Annotated in this window: 13 protein-coding genes; 5 read left to right on the forward strand and 8 right to left on the reverse strand. The window is 74.3% G+C overall.

The window, feature by feature from the left end:
* Positions 1-239 precede the first annotated feature (239 nt).
* From ACFC02_RS22490 to efeU, 4 genes are all read right to left on the reverse strand, one after another.
* Positions 240-728, reverse strand: a complete 489-nt coding sequence (locus tag ACFC02_RS22490; protein WP_376360037.1) for a DUF5709 domain-containing protein — start codon at positions 726-728, stop codon at positions 240-242.
* An 85-nt stretch (positions 729-813) separates the two neighbouring features.
* Positions 814-2,007: a HoxN/HupN/NixA family nickel/cobalt transporter gene (locus ACFC02_RS22495; RefSeq protein WP_376360040.1), complete on the reverse strand. Its 1,194-nt coding sequence runs from the start codon at positions 2,005-2,007 to the stop codon at positions 814-816.
* 313 nt (positions 2,008-2,320) lie between these two features.
* Complete coding sequence (gene efeB, locus ACFC02_RS22500; RefSeq protein ID WP_376360043.1) at positions 2,321-3,601, reverse strand: iron uptake transporter deferrochelatase/peroxidase subunit; 1,281 nt, start codon at positions 3,599-3,601, stop codon at positions 2,321-2,323.
* 76 nt (positions 3,602-3,677) lie between these two features.
* Positions 3,678-5,906, reverse strand: coding sequence for an iron uptake transporter permease EfeU (gene efeU, locus ACFC02_RS22505; protein ID WP_376360046.1), 2,229 nt, complete (start codon positions 5,904-5,906; stop codon positions 3,678-3,680).
* Positions 5,907-6,312: 406 nt separating this feature from the next.
* On the opposite strand from efeU, the gene ACFC02_RS22510 reads away from it, so the two are divergent.
* Genes ACFC02_RS22510 through ACFC02_RS22520 form a run of 3 tightly spaced genes read left to right on the forward strand, consistent with a single transcriptional unit; the run spans position 6,313 to position 8,317 of the window.
* Positions 6,313-6,981 carry a DedA family protein gene (locus ACFC02_RS22510; protein ID WP_376360049.1) on the forward strand — a complete coding sequence of 223 codons (669 nt, stop codon included), beginning with the start codon at positions 6,313-6,315 and terminating at the stop codon, positions 6,979-6,981.
* Entirely contained in the window at positions 6,978-7,580 is a 603-nt protein-coding gene (locus tag ACFC02_RS22515; RefSeq protein WP_376360052.1) for a phosphatase PAP2 family protein, read from the forward strand. Before ACFC02_RS22510 ends, ACFC02_RS22515 begins: the two co-directional genes overlap by 4 nt.
* Positions 7,577-8,317: a phosphatase PAP2 family protein gene (locus tag ACFC02_RS22520; protein WP_376360055.1), complete on the forward strand. Its 741-nt coding sequence runs from the start codon at positions 7,577-7,579 to the stop codon at positions 8,315-8,317. The genes ACFC02_RS22515 and ACFC02_RS22520 overlap by 4 nt, the downstream gene beginning before the upstream one ends.
* A gap of 136 nt (positions 8,318-8,453) precedes the next feature.
* On the opposite strand, the gene ACFC02_RS22525 is transcribed toward ACFC02_RS22520, so the two are convergent.
* Entirely contained in the window at positions 8,454-9,401 is a 948-nt protein-coding gene (locus ACFC02_RS22525) for a lysylphosphatidylglycerol synthase domain-containing protein (protein ID WP_376360058.1), read from the reverse strand.
* On the reverse strand, positions 9,398-10,891 hold the full coding sequence (locus ACFC02_RS22530) for a hypothetical protein (protein WP_376360061.1): 1,494 nt from the start codon (positions 10,889-10,891) through the stop codon (positions 9,398-9,400). Before ACFC02_RS22530 ends, ACFC02_RS22525 begins: the two co-directional genes overlap by 4 nt.
* Positions 10,892-11,166: 275 nt before the next feature.
* Here ACFC02_RS22530 and ACFC02_RS22535 point away from each other — a divergent pair, with 275 nt between their 5' ends.
* A complete protein-coding gene (locus tag ACFC02_RS22535) occupies positions 11,167-11,550 on the forward strand; it encodes a BlaI/MecI/CopY family transcriptional regulator (RefSeq protein WP_360961646.1) in 384 nt (127 codons plus the stop codon).
* Complete coding sequence (locus tag ACFC02_RS22540; protein WP_376360065.1) at positions 11,547-12,443, forward strand: M48 family metalloprotease; 897 nt, start codon at positions 11,547-11,549, stop codon at positions 12,441-12,443. Before ACFC02_RS22535 ends, ACFC02_RS22540 begins: the two co-directional genes overlap by 4 nt.
* Before the next feature lie 45 nt (positions 12,444-12,488).
* On the opposite strand, the gene ACFC02_RS22545 is transcribed toward ACFC02_RS22540, so the two are convergent.
* Positions 12,489-14,831, reverse strand: a complete 2,343-nt coding sequence (locus ACFC02_RS22545; protein WP_376360068.1) for a glycoside hydrolase family 65 protein — start codon at positions 14,829-14,831, stop codon at positions 12,489-12,491.
* On the reverse strand, positions 14,828-15,595 hold the full coding sequence (locus tag ACFC02_RS22550; protein ID WP_376360071.1) for an HAD family hydrolase: 768 nt from the start codon (positions 15,593-15,595) through the stop codon (positions 14,828-14,830). Before ACFC02_RS22550 ends, ACFC02_RS22545 begins: the two co-directional genes overlap by 4 nt.
* Positions 15,596-15,751: the final 156 nt, after the last annotated feature.

Below are 15,751 nucleotides of genomic sequence, written 5' to 3' on the forward strand. Positions count from 1 at the left end.
CTCGTGCCCCGTGTGCGGCGCCGGCGTGGGGGGGCCGCACCGCGAGGCCACCCCCAAACACCAGCCGGGGGGGCGGGGGCCGGGGGCCCCGGCCCCCGCCCCGTTCCCCGTGGCACGGGCCTTCCCGGCGGGTCACGGTGCCGGCGGCCTCCGCACGGGTCCCACGGGTCCGGCCCGTGCCCGAGTTGTGCTGCGGCAGCTCGACCGGCTCGGGGGCCGATGGCCGGCGGCGGGTGCCGTCAGCGCCGCGAGTCCTCGCCGGGCAGGGTGCTGTCGTCTTCGACGACGTGCACGGCGGCCTCCTCGGCGCCCGCGGCCCCGCCGTCGATGCCCGCGTCGAAGGCCACCTCCTCCTTGGTGGTGTCGGTGTGCGCGCCCTCGTCCGGGGCGACCAGGCGCCCGGCGCGCGCGTCCCCGGCCTCCGGGTCGACCGGTTCACCCTCGCCGCCGGGCAGGTCGCCCACGTCGTCGCCGTCGGTCTCCCCCGCGTCGGGCCGTTCCTGGGCCAGCCGCCGTTCGAGGCTCTCACCTTCGTGCTGTTCGGCCGCCGTGGTGCCGTACTTGTCGACGCCGAGCGGCTTCTCCGGCGGCGAGTAGCCCTCGTCGAGGGTGTCGTCGTAGGTCCGCTCGCCGATCGCGTCCTGCATGTCCAGCGGCGCGGCGTCCTCCTGCTCCTCGTTGCTCCCGGTGGGCTGGTAGGCGTCGTCGGCCATCGGATCGGTGCTCACGGATGCCTCCTTCTCGGCGGCTCGGGGTCGCGGTGTCGTGCTCCGCGTTTCCCGCCGCGCGCGCTCCAATCCCGCTGCCGCCGGTTCACCGGGTCACACGCGTACCCGGGGCCTCGTGATCACTCGGGGTGGACTCCGTGGACGCGGCCAGGCCGGCCGTCCACTTCTCCTCGATGCGGCCGGCCTTCCAGACCACCAGGGCGAGCACCCAGGTGACGAAGAACAGTCCGACGATGACGAAGCCGATGACGTTGAGGTCCAGGCCCGCGACCCAGTCCCAGAAGAAGCCGTGCAGTGCGAGCTTCTCGGCGAGCAGGCCGAGCAGTTCGACGGTGCCGATGATCAGGGCGACCGCCACGGACAGGCCGGTGATGGTGAGGTTGTAGTAGACCTTGCGGACGGGCTTGGAGAACGCCCAGCCGTAGGCGAAGTTCATGAACGAGCCGTCGATCGTGTCCAGCAGCGACATGCCCGCCGCGAACAGCACGGGCAGGCACAGGATGGCGTACCAGGGCAGCCCGGAGGCGGCGCCGGAACCCGCCAGCACCAGCAGCGCGATCTCGGTGGCCGTGTCGAAGCCGAGTCCGAAGAGCAGGCCCAGCGGGTACATCTGCCAGGGCTTGGTGATCGACTTCATGACCCGGCCGAGGATGCGGTTCATGAACCCGCGGCTGTTCAGCTGCTGTTCCAGGGCGGCCTCGTCGAAGTGCCCCGAGCGCATCTGCCGGAACACCTTCCAGATGCCGGCCAGGATCACCAGGTTGATGGCGGCGATGACGTAGAGGAAGGTGCCGGAGACGGTCGTGCCGATCAGGCCGGTGACGTCGTGCAGCTGGGAGTTGTCGTCGCGGACGGGGCCCGCCAGCGCCCTGACGCCCAGGGAGAGCAGGAACGCCAGGCCGAAGACGATGCTGGAGTGGCCGAGGGAGAACCAGAAGCCGACCGACAGGGGCCGCTGCCCCTCGTTCATCAGCTTGCGGGTGGTGTTGTCGATGGCGGCGATGTGGTCGGCGTCGAAGGCGTGCCGCATGCCGAGCGTGTAGGCGGTGACGCCGATGCCGATGCCGAAGGACTTGGTGCCGATGCTGTAGTGCTCCGGCGCCACGATCCACACGAGGGTGAACCAGCCGATGACGTGCAGGGCGAGCACGAAGGCGGCCATGCCGCCGACCCTGGTCCACTCCTGCCGCGTCATGGAGGTGCGGACGCGGTGCCAGGGCGAACGCTTGGCCTCGGCCGTGGCGGGGAGGAGCGGAGTGGGACCAGGGGCGGCCGTCATGGGAGGGGCTTTCCTTCGGTGGATGGTGCGAAAGGCCGCGCCGGGGCAGCCTTCTGCCATGCTCTCCCATCTGCGCATGATGTGCAGTAAAGGCCGTGATTGGTCTTGACCATGGGAGGGGAAAGTCCGGCACGGCCCCGGCCCGCGCCACGGTAGGCCGCGACCGGGCAGGTCAGGCCGGTGGGGGCAGGTCAGGCCGGTCGGGCAGGCCGGACAGGTCGGGTTCGTGGAGCGGCCGGTCGGGTGGTCGGGCGGATCAGGGCGGTGCGGCGCGGTCAGAGCGGTGCGGCGCGGTCAGAGCGGTGCGGCGCGGTCAGGCCGCCAGCAGGCCGCGGCCGAGCCAGTCGGCGGAGTCGCGTACGCCCGGCAGGACGTAGAAGTAGCCGCCGCCGGTCGGCGAGATGTAGTCGACGAGGGGCTCGTCGATCAGCCGGGTCTGGGTGGCCTCGAACTGGCGGACCACGTCCTGCTGGTAGCAGCAGAAGACCAGGCCCATGTCGAGGTTGCCGACGTTGTCGACGCCCCGGTCGTAGTTGTAGCCGCGGCGCAGCAGGCGGGAGGCGTCGGTCGCGGCGGTGCGCGGGTTGGCGAGCCGGATGTGGGAGTCCAGCGGGATCGCCGTGCCGTGCGGGTCCTTGGCGTAGTTCGGGACGTCGCTCTCCTGGGCGCCGTCCAGCGGGGCGCCGGTGTCCTTGCGGCGGCCGAACATCTTCTCCTGCTCGGTCAGCGACACCCGGTCCCAGAACTCCACGAGCATGCGGATGATCCGGATGACCTGGTAGCTGCCCCCGGTCGCCCAGGCGGGCTCGCCCTGGCCCTCGCCCACCCAGATCAGCCGGTCCGTCTCCCGGGCGGAGGTCACGTCCGGGTTGGCGATGCCGTCCTTGAAGCCGAGCAGGTTGCGCTGCGTTCCGGTGGGGCGCGGGGTGTTCTGGAAACCGTCGATGCGCCACTTGATCTGGAGGGCGCCGCGCGTGTGCCGGGCGATGTCGCGCAGCGCGTGCAGCACGGTGTCCTGGCGGTTCGCGCAGATCTGCAGGGACAGGTCGCCGTGGCACTCGGCGGCCCTGAGGTTGTCGTTGGGGAAGGTGCGCATCGCGGTGAGCCGGCGCGGCCTGGCCTTGGCGAGGCCGTAGCGGTCGTCGAAGAGGGAGGCCCCGACGCCGACGGTCACGGTGAGGGCGTCGGCGGGGACCTCGGGGCCGAGGATGCCGCTGTCGGAGGGCGGGGCGCCGACGCCGAGGTCCGTGGGGGCGCCGCCCGCGGTGAGGAAACGGGCCCGCTCGGTGAGAGTCCTGAACAGGTCCGCCAGTTCCCGGCGGTCGTCGGCGATGACGTCGAAGGAGACGAAGGCGGCGGCGGCCTGCGCGGGGGTGACGACCCCGGCCTGGTGGGCGCCGTGGAAGGGGATCCGCGTCGGCTCGGAGCCGTCCGCGGCATGCGCCTGGCCGGTGCCGGTCTGGCTCAGCGCGAGCCCGCCGCCGGCCAGGACCGCGCCGGCGGCCCCGGCTCCGAGGGCCGTCCGGACGAAGGTGCGGCGGCCGTGACCGGCGGGGCAGCCGCCCGGCGGGGTGGGCGTGGCGGCGGACGGCATGGAGGGGTTCCCTTCGGTGTGGACCGGGGTCGGCTCGGGACGGTTCGGGGGATGGTGCACGGCGCGCGGTGGGGCGTCAGGCGGACTTGCGGATCTCCAGCAGGTCCGGCACGGGGGCGAGGTCTTCCAGGAGCTGCCCGGTGGCCCCGTCCAGGCGGGCCCGGCCGGCGGCGTCGAGCCGGTCGAGCGGGGTCCAGGTGTCGCCGTGGTGCGCCGCGTCGAGCAGCGCGCGCAGCCGGGCGGTGTCCCGCTCGACGGTGGGCAGCAGGTGCGGGGCGCGGCTGGTCAGCAGCGGCTTCAGTACGGTGAGCAGCTCGCCGGTGCCGGTGAGGTTGGCGTCGGTCGTGGCCAGCTCGGTGCCGCTGCCCTGGTCCGCGTCGCCGGTCAGCTCGAACTGGAGGGTGTTCTCGAGGATCTCGTGGGCGCGCAGCGGCAGGTCGCCGGGGTCGAAGTCCTGGCCGGGGAAGGCCTTGCGCAGGCCTGCCGCGTCGGCGGCGAGCAGCCGGGCCGGTGCCTTGAGCAGGCCGGCGTCCTGCCCGTGCCACAGGCCGTACTCGATGCGGTGGAAGCCGGTGAAGTCCTTGTCCGCGACGCCGCCCGCGAGGCCGTCCGGCCTGCCGTCGATCTTCTTGTCGAAGTCCTCGAAGGTGCCGTAGGCGGCGCCGAGGGAGGAGTACGTGCGGTGGGCGGTCAGCCAGTCGGCGCGGGCCGCGTCCAGGTGGCCGCCCTGGATGTCGTCGTTCAGCCGGGCGGTCTGGGTGACCAGGGTGGCCAGGCCGGCGTCGACGTAGTGCCGGTACTGCCGGAGCGGGCCCGCCAGGTCCTGCTCGGAGACGGGGACGACCGCCTTGGCCCCCGCGCCGCCGCTCACCCGCACGGCCTTGGAGGTGACCGCCTTGCCGCCGGTGGGCACACAGCGCCAGGCGTAGCTGCCGCCCGCGACGGTGGCGACCAGGTCGCGGGTGGTGCCGGGGGCCAGCCCCTCGATCTCGCCGTAGACGGCGTTGCTGGCCGGGTCGATCAGGTAGACCTCGGAGGTCTTCGAGCCGGTGTTGTGCATCTGGAAGGTCTGCCGGCCCGTCCGCGGTGCGGTGAAGCCGTTGCCGCACTCCGTCTCGGAGACGGCGACGGTCTGCGCACCGGCGGGCTTGGGCCGGCCGAGGGCCACGACGAGTCCCGCCACGACCGCGGGCACGGCGACGACGGCCACCGGGACGACCCAGGCGGGGCGACGGCGCCGCACGGGGGCGGCGGGCGCGGCCGACCCGGAACCGGACCCGGGCTCGGACCCGGGCTGGGGGCTGGGCTCGGACTCGGACTCGGACTCGGACTCGGACGAATGTGCCGGGCGGGTCCCCGTCACGGGCCCCCGGTCGGACGTGGCGGCAGCCGGGTCGGCGGGCGCGGCAGGGAGGTCGGCGGAGGGCGCGGCCGGCGCGACGGCGGCGGCCGGCTTCGGGCTGCTCGCCGGGGCGCTGCCCGCACCCGCACCGCTCGCGCGTACGCCCCGCACGAAGAGGGTCATCACCACGGCGAGGTAGCCGACGTAGGCGACGACCTGGACCCAGGTCATCGTCGGGGTCAGGTTGAGGACGCCCTGGACCAGGGTGGCGTACCAGGAACTCGCGTCGATGCCGCCGCTCAGGTCGACGGCGTAGGCGGTGGAGCCGGGCAGGACACCGCCCTCCTGGAGGTCGCGCAGGCCGTAGCCGAGGACGCCGGCGGCGATCACGATCAGGACGGCGCCGGTCGCGGTGAAGAACTTGGTGAGGTTGATCTTCAGGACCCGCCGGTACAGGCCCCAGCACAGGCAGGCCGCCAGGACGAGTCCGATCCCGGCGCCGGCCAGCGGACCGGCGGACTCACCGGCCGCGCGTGCGGTGGTCCACAGGAACAGGGCCGTCTCCAGGCCCTCGCGGCCCACGGCGAGGAAGGAGGTGAGGATCAGCATGCCCGCGCCCATGGCGAGCGCGCCGGTCACCTTCTGCTTGATCTCACCGGAGAGGCTGCGGGCCGAACGGCGCATCCAGAAGACCATCGCCGTGACGAAGGCGACGGCCACCACGCTGAGCGCGCCGCCGAACGCCTCCTGCGCCGTCGCCGAGAGGGAGGCAGCCGTGAAGGTGAGGACGGCGCCGAAGCCGAGCGCGAGCGCGACGGCCGCCAGGACGCCGGTCCACACCTGCGGCAGCCGGGACCTGGCACCGGCCCGGACCAGGGTCGCGACCAGGATGGAGACGATGAGTCCGCCTTCGAGTCCCTCCCGCAGTCCGATCAGGAAGCTCGGAAACGCGTCGTCCCACATGCCGTGCGGCCCTCCCCGGCACACCGCCCCGGCCACGGTGGGACCGAGTTAGCGAAGGCATGCCTTACTTCGGACCCCATCATGACTACACGCATGTAGTCAAAAGGTCATGGGGCGGCAATGGCAAGGCAAAACCGCAACGGACCGAGGGCGATCCACGGGCCCCGCCACCCGGCCTGCGCCCATGCGTCCGGCCTCGACGCCGACGCGTCCGGCCTCGATGCCCGATTCACCCGGCCTCCACGCCGGTTCACCCGCCCGGACGATCACGGGAACGCCGCCCCGGTCGTTTTCGTCTACAGTGCAGTAGACGGTCTACAGATTTGTAGTCACTCCCGGCCGCCGCCCCGGGCGCCCCACGCGTGCCCGCGGTCCCGCCCTCCCCCGACGGAAAGAGCCCGCGCCGATGATCGCACCCCCGCTCCTGTCGTCACAGCTCGCTGTCAACGTGCTGGACGCCCAGTCGCTGCTGGCCGCCTTCGGCGTGCTGGGTGTCGGGGTGGTGATGTTCGCCGAGACGGGACTGCTCGTCGGTTTCTTCCTCCCGGGCGACTCGCTGCTGTTCACCGCGGGGCTGCTGTGCACGGGCACCGCCGACCGGGGGGTGCGGCTGTCGCTGGCCCCGCTGCTGCTCGCCGCCGCCGTGGGCGCGCTCGCGGGGTCGCAGTGCGGCTACCTGCTGGGCCGCAAGGCCGGGGGCGCCCTGCTCGCCCGCAGTCGCTCGTCCAGGCTGCACGAGGGCGCCCGGCGCGCCGAGGAACTCCTGGAGCGGTACGGGTTCGCCAAGGCCATCGTGCTGGCCCGCTTCGTGCCGGTGGTGCGGACCGTGCTCAACCCGATGGCCGGCGCGCTGGGCGTGCCCGTGCGGACGTTCACGCTGTGGCAGGTGGCCGGCGGTCTCGTGTGGAGCCTCGGCCTGACCCTCGCGGGGTACGCGCTCGGTTCGTCGGTGCCGAACATCGACAAGTACCTGCTCCCGGTGATCGCGCTGATCGTGGTGGTGTCGCTGATCCCGCTCGCCGCCGAGGTGCTGCGCTCCCGGCGCGCCGCGAAGACCAGGGAGGCGCGCGGATGATGCTCGCCCTGTCGGGCGCGTCGGTCGACGGCTCGCTCTACACCGACGTGGTGGACCTGGCCCGCCGCTCCCCCGCGTGGTTCGACGACACGGTCTCGGTGTGGTCGGCGTACGGGCTCGCGGTGTTCGCCGTGCTGATGGCGGCGGGCTGGTGGCGGGCGCGCCGCGTGGACGCCGCGTCCGCCGTGACGGCACTGGCGGTGCCGGTCGTCGTCGTCCTCGCCTACGTGGTGAACTCGCTCGTGAAGCTCGCCGTGCACGAGGTGCGGCCCTGCCGGACCCTGCACGCGGTCACCCTGGAGGCCTGTCCCGCGCCCACCGACTGGTCCTTCCCCAGCAACCACGCGGCGATCGCCGCCGCGGCGGCGGTGGCACTCTTCTTCGTGTCGCGCCGTCTCGGGGTGATCGCCGTGGTGGCCGCCGTCGCGATGGCACTCTCCCGGGTCTGGGTCGGTGCCCACTACCCGCACGACGTGCTGGCCGGGCTCGCCGCCGGCGCGCTGGTGGCCTTCGTGGTGATGAAGGTGCTGGTACGCCGTCCGCAAGAGCTGGCCCGGCGGATCGCGGCGACCCGGCTGCGCCCCTTGCTGGTCTCATGAGGCACCGGGACACCGCGGACTTCGCGGGCAGTGCGGCGCTCGGTGCCTGGGCCGCGTTCACCGTGGTCGCCCTGGTCGCCGCGGGCGGGCACGGCGCGCCGCTGGGGGTGGACCAGACGCTGCTGTCCTGGTCGGTCGGCCACCGTCCCGAGGTGGTGGTGGCCGTGGCGCGGGGGCTGACCGCCACGGGCACGGGCGTCGTCCCGTACGTGCTGGTCGCGCTGGCCGCCGGGACGCTCCTGGGCCGCACGGCGCGGCAGCGTACGGCCGCGGCGGCCGTCGGCGTCTTCTGCCTGGCCGTGGGGCAGGCCGCGCGCCAGGGGGTGATGGAGCTGGTCGCCCGTCCGCGTCCGCCGCACCAGGACTGGGCGACGCACGCCTCGGGCTGGTCCTTCCCGTCCGGGCACACGACCACGTCGGCGGTGACCGCCGGCCTGGTGGTCCTCGCGATACTCCTGCGCGCTCCGCGCGGCCGGACGGCGCTGTGCCTGGCCGTCGGCTGCTGGGGCGCGCTCGTGGGGCTGACCCGGGTCTATCTCGGGGTGCACTGGTTCACCGACGTCGTCGGCGGCTGGTTGTTCGCCGTGGGCTGGCTTGGCGTGTGCCTGTGCGCGGCCGTCAAGTGGCTGCCCCCGCGCTTCGTCGCCGCGCTGACGACGCGCGCCGCGGGCCGGACGGCGGCGGAGGCCGTGCCGCAGGAGCCTTCGGGCGGGGCGGGGCGCTCGCACGCGGCGTGAGTCGGGCGTGGGCTGCCGGGCGACGAACCCACACATCACGACCGCCCGCGCTCACCGGGCACCACACCCCGCCGCCGCCCGCCGCACTCACCCGGCACCACACTCCCCCGCCCCCGCCCGCCGCACTCGCCCGGCCTCACACCGCCCGGCGGCGGATCAGGACGCCCAGCACCAGCAGGCCCGGCACCAGGGGCAGCCAGACCGTCAGGAGCCGGTAGCCGAGGACGGCGGAGGCCGCCGCCGCGGCCGGGGCGCCCGAGGTGGTCAGGGCGAAGGCGAGCGCGGCGTCCAGGGAGCCCAGTCCGCCGGGCGTGGGAAGCAGGGCGGCGGCGCTGCTCGCGGCGAGGTAGAGGAGTGCCACCCGGGCCGGGGGCAGGGGCAGCCCTACGGCCTCGACGACGGCGATCAGGACGAGGGAGTGCGCGGCGGCGAAGGCGAGCGAGCCGCCCCACAGCGCGGCGGCCCGCTGGGGCCGGGAGTGCACGGCCCGGATGTCCGCGCCCACCGTCGCGGCCACGCGGGCGCACCGGGACCGCAGCGGGCCGCGCAGCACCACCGCGACCAGGACGAGAACGGCCAGGACGCCGGCCACCGCCGTGACGGGGACGTGCGGGAGGCGCAGCACCCCCGGGCAGGCCGCGGCGAGGACGGCGATCAGGGCTGACCGGGCCAGCGCGCCCGCGGCGGCCTTGACCGCGAGGGCGCCGGCCGCACGTGCGGCGGGCAGCCCGAAGCGCATGAGGAAGCGCAGGTTGACGGCGCCCGCGCCCAGGCCCGCGGGCAGGACGTGGTTGGCGGCAGAGGCGGCGAACTGGGCGGCGACGAGCCGGGTGCGGGGCAGCCGTTCGGCCACGGCTCCCTGCTGGGCCAGGGCCGCGCACCCCCAGGTGGCCATGGCCGCGCTCGCGCCCACCAGCAGCCAGCCCTGGTCGGCGACGGCGAGCCTGTCGGCGCCGGACTCGACCACGGGCCAGTGCCGTTGCCCGAGGTAGGCGGCGCACAGCAGGACCGCGAGCATGACCCCGGTGTGCCACCAGGTCCGGCGGCGCAGGACGGCGGGACGGGTGAGCAGCGGGGAGGTCATGTGGCGGGGCCCTTCTGCGCCGTCGGCGCGACGTACAGGAGCAGGTCGCCGAGCCGGTGGACGGGCCAGCCGCGGGCGTAGGCGGGCGGGGAGGCGCCCGCGGGGGCGAGCGTGGCGACCGGGATGCGCCGTGCGGTCTCCTCGATGGCGGTGCGTGTGGAGTTGGCGTTGGGGCCGTCCGTCGCCGCGGATCCGCAGCCGGCGTAGAAGGCGATGGGGAGGGCCTCCTCCCCGGTGAGCAGGCAGGGCGGGCGGACGCCGAGGCCGTGCAGGGCCGCGGCGGTGCGGTTCCAGGCGCGGCGGTCGTCGGTGGTGCGGGTGACGGTGTGGTCGAGGACCGCGTACTGGACGGCGAGGTGCACGGCCAGGGCCAGGACGGCGACGCTCAGGGCGACCGGCCGCCAGTGGCCCTGTGGCGTGGTGACGAGGTGGGCGACGGCGTCGGCGACCGGGAGGGCGAGGAGGGCGTAGGCGGGCAGGAGGAAGCGGGGCGCGGCGTATCCGATCAGGAACAGGTAGGGGAAGGCCGCCGTGGCGGCGCAGGCCGGCGCCACCAGCGTGGGACCGCTGCGCCGGGCGCGCCGGGCGCACAGCAGCCCAAGGAGGGCGAGGACCGGCAGGGCGTACCACCAGGCCGTGACCAGGGGGTTCGGCAGCGCTCCGGTGCACGGGCGGCACAGGGTCCGGCCGCCCAGGCTGCGCAGCTGGTCGGTCACTGCGAAGTGCCAGCCGAGGCCGCCCTGGATGGCGGAGCCGTCGGCGAGCCGCCGCAGCGGGCCGCCGTAGTCGGCGTAGGCCTCGGCGATCCACTCGGCGGAGCCCGCGGCCAGTCCGGCCAGGAGGGCGATGAGCGGCTTGAAGTGGCGGCCGGGCAGCGCGAGGGCCAGCAGCGGGAGCACCGCCCAGACCGCGTCCATGGGACGCATCAGCGCCATGAGGGCGGCGGTGCCGGCCAGGCCCGCGAGGGCGGCGCGGTCCTGCGGGTCGGCGCGGGCGCGCACGAAGCAGCCCGCGCAGGCGAGCGCGCCGACGGCGACCCAGTAGTTGGGCATGGCCTGCGGGCCGTAGAAGAGAGTCACCCACAGGGAGGCGAAGAGGGCGCCGGCGAGGGCGCGGACGCGGGCGGGGAAGTGGTCGCGCCACACCCGCAGGGCCAGGTACAGCGCGAGGCCCGACAGCAGGGCGAGGAAGACGCGCAGCAGCACGGTGGAGGACGACCAGGAGGCGACGGGGGCGACCAGCAGGGAGACGCCGCGGGCCCGGGGGGCGCTGAAGAAGGCGGCCGGTGCGTGCGGGCTGACCTGGCTGACGTAGACGGTCTCGTCCCAGCCGAGGCCCATCGCGGGGCGTACCAGGAGCAGTTGGGCGAGGGTGAAGGCGGCGGCCACCGCCGCGACCGGTGGGTCGCCCCGGCGGCGCGCCCGGCCGTCACCCGCCCTCGGTGCGGGACGCCGGTATCCGGCGAGTATGGCGTGCGTGTTGTCGGCCATCTCCACCCCTCATCCCTACGCACGGTAGGGTTTCTGACTCCACAGTGTGCGGGACGGGTGCGGGAGTCGGGCAGGACGTCAGGGAATCGTCGGGAAAACATCACGGAAAGAATCGGCGAACTCGTATGGAAAAGCCCAAAAGATGAGGAAAGTGTTCGGATCTGCGGTTCACGGACAGGTCGAGGACCAAGGACAAGCTAACCCGGCTCGGGGCGCTTCGCCGGGCGGGACACCGCCGGACACCCGACATCCCTACGCGCTGTAAGGTTGAGGGCATGGCTGGCAGAGGGCCTCACGGCAGGACGGAACGGCGCAGTCCGGGCGAGTTGGAGAGCGAGGTCCTCGCCGCACTGTGGTCCACGGAGCGCCCGCTGACCCCGGCCGAGATCCAGCTGGAGATCGGTGGCGACCTGGCCTACAACACCGTGCACACCATCCTCAAACGGCTCTGGGACAAGGGGCTGGTGCTGCGGGAGGTCGACGGGCGGCGGGGCGCCTACCGGCCGGCGAAGAACGCCGCCGAGCTGACCGCCCAGGCCATGCACGAGGCCCTGGACCGCGGTCCCGATCCGATCGCGGCGCTGCAGCAGTTCGTGACCGGGCTGAGCGCCGAGGAGGAGCGGGCCCTGCGCGAGCTGCTGGCGGGAGGACCCGCATGAGGATCGACGTCTACATCCCCCCGGCACTGTCCGTGCTGCTCTCGGTGATCAGCCCCGCGGTCGGCCGCCGGGTGGCCCCCGCGCCGGCCGCGCGCGTGCTGACCGCCGCCGCCGTGGGGAGCGCGGGCGCGACCGTCTGGTCCCTCGCGCTGCTCGCCCTCACCCTCGCCGGCGACGCGCCCGCGTTCCTCGCGCGCTCCGGCGGGGACGGCCGCCGCCTGCCGGAGCCGGTTCCCGAGGTGATCGGGGTCCTGGCCTGCCTGGCCCTCGTGGCCGTCGGCATCCGGCTGGGGCGCGCCGTCCGCGGCGAGTTCGGCACCCGCCGGGCGCTGCGGCGGCTGTGCGCGGGGCACCCCGGGGAGACCGAACTGATCGTGGCCGCCTCGCCCGTGCCGCGGGCGTTCGCCATCCCCGGCTCCCCCGGCCGGATCCTGGTGACGGCCGCGATGCTCGGCGCGCTGCGGCCCCAGGAGCGCCGGGTGCTGCTCGCCCACGAACGCGCCCACCTCACCCACCGGCACGCGCGGCTGGTGACCGCCGTGACGCTGGCTGTGGCAGCCGACCCGCTGCTCGGCCGGGTGCGCCCCACGGTCGCCTTCCTCGTCGAGCGCTGGGCGGACGAGCGGGCCGCGGCTGCGGTCGGCGACCGCACCGCCACCGCGCGGGCGCTGGCCCGCGCGGCCCTCACGGCCGGCCGGGCGGCCGGGCCGGCCGGCACGCTGCCCCTCACCGACCGCGCCGTCACCCGCCGGATCGCGGCCCTGCGTTCGGCGCCGCCGCCGCCCCTGTGGCCGGTCGCCGCCGCGGTGCTCGCCCTCGGCGCCCTGCCGGTCCTCGGCGCCGCCGACGCCACCGACGACCTGCTGCGCCTCCTGCCGCTCGGCCTCGCCTGAACCCGGGCGGCCGAGCGACCGGCATCGGCGGCGCGGCGTGCCCGGTCAGCGCGCTCCGGGCCTGCGGTGCAGGGGCTGGTCCGGGGCCGGCAGGTGCCGGGGCTGCGGGACCGGGCGGGTGACGGGCGTGTCCGGCTGGAGCGGGACCGCCTCGCCGTGGTGGCGGACCGTCAGCGGCGGTCCGGACAGCAGGGTGTACGTGGCGGTCTCCTGGGTGAACTCCACGCGCAGCCGGCGGTCCCGGAACAGCATGCTGAAGGCCAGCCGGCTGAACCGCTCCGGCAGGCGGGGCGCGAACTCCAGGGTGTCGCGGGCCCGCCGGGTGCCGCCGAAGCCCGCCACCAGCGCCATCCAGGTGCCGGCCAGCGACGCGATGTGCAGCCCGTCGCGGGTGTTGTGCTCCAGGTCCTCCAGATCCATCAGGGCCGCCTCGGACGCGTAGTCGTAGGCGAGGCGCAGGAAGCCCGCCTGCGCGGCGATGACCGCCTGCACGGCCGCCGAGAGGGAGGAGTCGCGCACGGTCAGCGGCTCGTAGTAGGCGAAGTTGCGGGCGATGTGCTCCTCGTCGAACTCGCTGCCGCAGGTGTACATGGCCAGCACCAGGTCCGCCTGCTTGACCACCTGTTTGCGGTAGAGGTCGAAGTAGGGGAAGTGCAGCATCAGCGGGTACTGGTCGGCGCGGGTGGAGGCGAAGTCCCAGCGCTGGTAGCGGGTGAAGCCCGCGCTCTGCTCGTGCACCCGCAGTTCCGCGTTGTACGGGATGTTCATGGACTCGGCGGCGTCCCGCCAGGCGGCGCTCTCCTCGTCGTCGGCGCCGAGCCGCTCGGCCTCCTTCGGGTGGCGCTCGACGACGTCGGCGGCGGCGCGCAGGTTCGCCCGGGCCATCAGGTTGGTGTACGTGTTGTCGTCGGCGACCGCGCTGTACTCGTCGGGTCCGGTGACACCGTCGATGTGGAAGGTGCCCCGGTGGTCGTGGTGGCCGAGCGAACGCCACAGCCGGGCGGTCTCCACCAGCAGTTCCATCCCGGTGCCGCGTTCGAAGTCCGTGTCGCCCGTGGCGGCCACGTACCGCACCACGGCGTGCGCGATGTCGGCGTTCACGTGGAAGGCGGCGGTGCCGGCGGGCCAGTACGCCGAGCCCTCCTCGCCCTCGATGGTCCGCCAGGGGAACGCGGCGCCGTGCAGCCCCAGCTGGGCGGCGCGCTCCCGGGCGGCGGGCAGGGTGTTCTGCCGCCAGCGCAGCGCCTCGGCCACGGCGTTCGGCGAGGTGTAGGTCAGCAGCGGCAGCACGAACATCTCTGTGTCCCAGAAGGCGTGCCCGTCGTAGCCCGAACCGGTCAGCCCCTTGGCGGGGATGGCCCTCTCCTCGGCCCGGGCGCCCGCCTGCAGCACGTGGAAGAGGGCGAACCGCACGGCCTGCTGGATCTCCTCGTCACCGTCCACCTCGACGTCCGCGCGCGCCCAGAAGTCCTCCAGGTACGCCCGCTGTTCCTCGGCCAGGGCCGTCCAGCCGCCGTGCGCGGCGGCGGCGAGGGCGGCGTCCACCTGGTCGCTCATCGCGGGCCGCGAACGGGTGCCGGACCAGCCGTGGGCGACGAGCTTCTCCACCCGCAGCTTCTGCCCGGGTTCCAGGACGGAGGCGACCGTCAGCCGGGCGAGGTCCGGGTGGCTCTCGCTGCCGGTCGTGGTGCGCTCGGGGCCGGTGACGACGTGGTCGGCGGCCACCGCCACGCGCAGCCCGCTGCGCCGGGTGCGGTGCACCAGCCGCAGCCGGTTGCCGGAGGCGAAGTCCTCCTCCGGCTCCAGCGGGGCCTGCAGGGCCATCGCCGCGCGCGGGTCGCCGTTGGCCTGCGGCAGTTGCTCGTTGGCGACGAGTTCGGACTGGATGACGACGCGGACCGAGCAGTCGACCGGCTCCACCTCGTAGGCGATGGCGCCGATGGAGCGCTGGCTGAGCGAGACCATCCGGGTGGAGCGCACCCGGATACGGGTGCCGGCCGGGGAGATCCATTCACAGGTCCGCTCCATCATCCCGCCGCGCAGGTCCAGGACGCGCTCGTGGGAGACGAGCCGGCCGTAGCGCAGGTCGAACGGCTCGTCGTCGACGAGCAGCCGCAGCACCTTGCCGTTGGTGATGTTGATGACGGTCTGGCCGGACTCGGGATATCCGTAGCCGGCCTCCGCGTACGGCAGCGGGTGCACCTCGTAGACGCCGTTGAGGTAGGAACCGGGCAGGCCGTGCGGTTCGCCCTCGTCGAGGTTGCCCCGCCAGCCGACGTGGCCGTTGGAGAGGGCGAAGACCGACTCGCTCTGGGCGAGCACGTCCAGGCTCAGCTCCGTCTCGCGCACGGTCCACGGCTCGACGGCGTAGGAACGGTGGGTGATCACGCGGCACCTCCCTGACCGGCAGGTCCCCTTCGGGCGAGGAGTTCGGCGAGGTCCTCCACGACGACGTCGGCGCCGTGCGCGTACAGGGCGTCCTTCTGCCCGACGCGGTCGACGCCGACCACGTACCCGAAGCGGCCCGAGCGGCCCGCGTCCATGCCGGCCAGGGCGTCCTCGAAGACGGTGGCCCGGGCCGCCTCCACGCCGAGGTCGCGGGCGGCGGCGAGGAAGGTGTCCGGGTGCGGCTTGCCGGGGAGTCCGCGCTCGCGGGCGACCACTCCGTCGATGCGTACGTCGAACAGGCCTTCGGCGTCGATGGAGCGCAGCACGTCGACGGTGTTGGCGCTGGAGGACACGATCGCGGTCCTCAGGCCCGCTGCCCGCACCGCCGCGATGTAGCGCAGGGTGCCGTCGTAGGCCTCCACGCCCTCGGTGCGGATCTTCTCCAGGACGAGTTGGTTCTTGCGGTTGCCGACGCCGTTGACGGTCGGCGCGTCCGGCGGGTCGTCGGGGGTCCCCTCGGGCAGTTCGATGCCCCGGGAGGCGAGGAAGGTGCGCACCCCGTCGGCGCGGGGCCGCCCGTCGACGTACTCGTCGTAGTCGGCGACCGCGTCGAAGGGACGGTAGTCCGCGCCGTCCCGCTCGCGCAGGAACGCGTCGAACGTCTCCTTCCAGGCGGCCGCGTGCACCACCGCCGTCTTGGTGACGACCCCGTCGAGATCGAAGAGGCAGGCCACAATTTCTTCGGGCAGACCGAGCTCTGTCATACAGGCACCCTTCCCCACGACACGGCGTTGACGGGGTGTCGCACGCCACATCGGACGCACTTCGCCCGGATCTCCGTACGGCCGCGTGGACGACGGCTCCTCCGTGCACGACGGCTTCGTGCACGACGGCTCCGTGCACGACGGCTCCGTGCACGA

The sequence above is a fragment of the Streptomyces sp. NPDC056160 genome, from assembly GCF_042268205.1.
Classification (GTDB): Bacteria; Actinomycetota; Actinomycetes; order Streptomycetales; family Streptomycetaceae; genus Streptomyces.

What these genes read in the sequence shown, in the direction of transcription:
- ACFC02_RS22495 (WP_376360040.1), bottom strand. Translation starts at nt 2,007, where the DNA reads ATGACGGCCGCCCCTGGTCCCACTCCGCTCCTCCCCGCCACGGCCGAG.
- efeB (WP_376360043.1), bottom strand. Translation starts at nt 3,601, where the DNA reads ATGCCGTCCGCCGCCACGCCCACCCCGCCGGGCGGCTGCCCCGCCGGT.
- efeU (WP_376360046.1), bottom strand. Translation starts at nt 5,906, where the DNA reads ATGTGGGACGACGCGTTTCCGAGCTTCCTGATCGGACTGCGGGAGGGA.
- ACFC02_RS22510 (WP_376360049.1), top strand. Translation starts at nt 6,313, where the DNA reads ATGATCGCACCCCCGCTCCTGTCGTCACAGCTCGCTGTCAACGTGCTG.
- ACFC02_RS22515 (WP_376360052.1), top strand. Translation starts at nt 6,978, where the DNA reads ATGATGCTCGCCCTGTCGGGCGCGTCGGTCGACGGCTCGCTCTACACC.
- ACFC02_RS22520 (WP_376360055.1), top strand. Translation starts at nt 7,577, where the DNA reads ATGAGGCACCGGGACACCGCGGACTTCGCGGGCAGTGCGGCGCTCGGT.
- ACFC02_RS22525 (WP_376360058.1), bottom strand. Translation starts at nt 9,401, where the DNA reads ATGACCTCCCCGCTGCTCACCCGTCCCGCCGTCCTGCGCCGCCGGACC.
- ACFC02_RS22530 (WP_376360061.1), bottom strand. Translation starts at nt 10,891, where the DNA reads ATGGCCGACAACACGCACGCCATACTCGCCGGATACCGGCGTCCCGCA.
- ACFC02_RS22535 (WP_360961646.1), top strand. Translation starts at nt 11,167, where the DNA reads ATGGCTGGCAGAGGGCCTCACGGCAGGACGGAACGGCGCAGTCCGGGC.
- ACFC02_RS22540 (WP_376360065.1), top strand. Translation starts at nt 11,547, where the DNA reads ATGAGGATCGACGTCTACATCCCCCCGGCACTGTCCGTGCTGCTCTCG.
- ACFC02_RS22550 (WP_376360071.1), bottom strand. Translation starts at nt 15,595, where the DNA reads ATGACAGAGCTCGGTCTGCCCGAAGAAATTGTGGCCTGCCTCTTCGAT.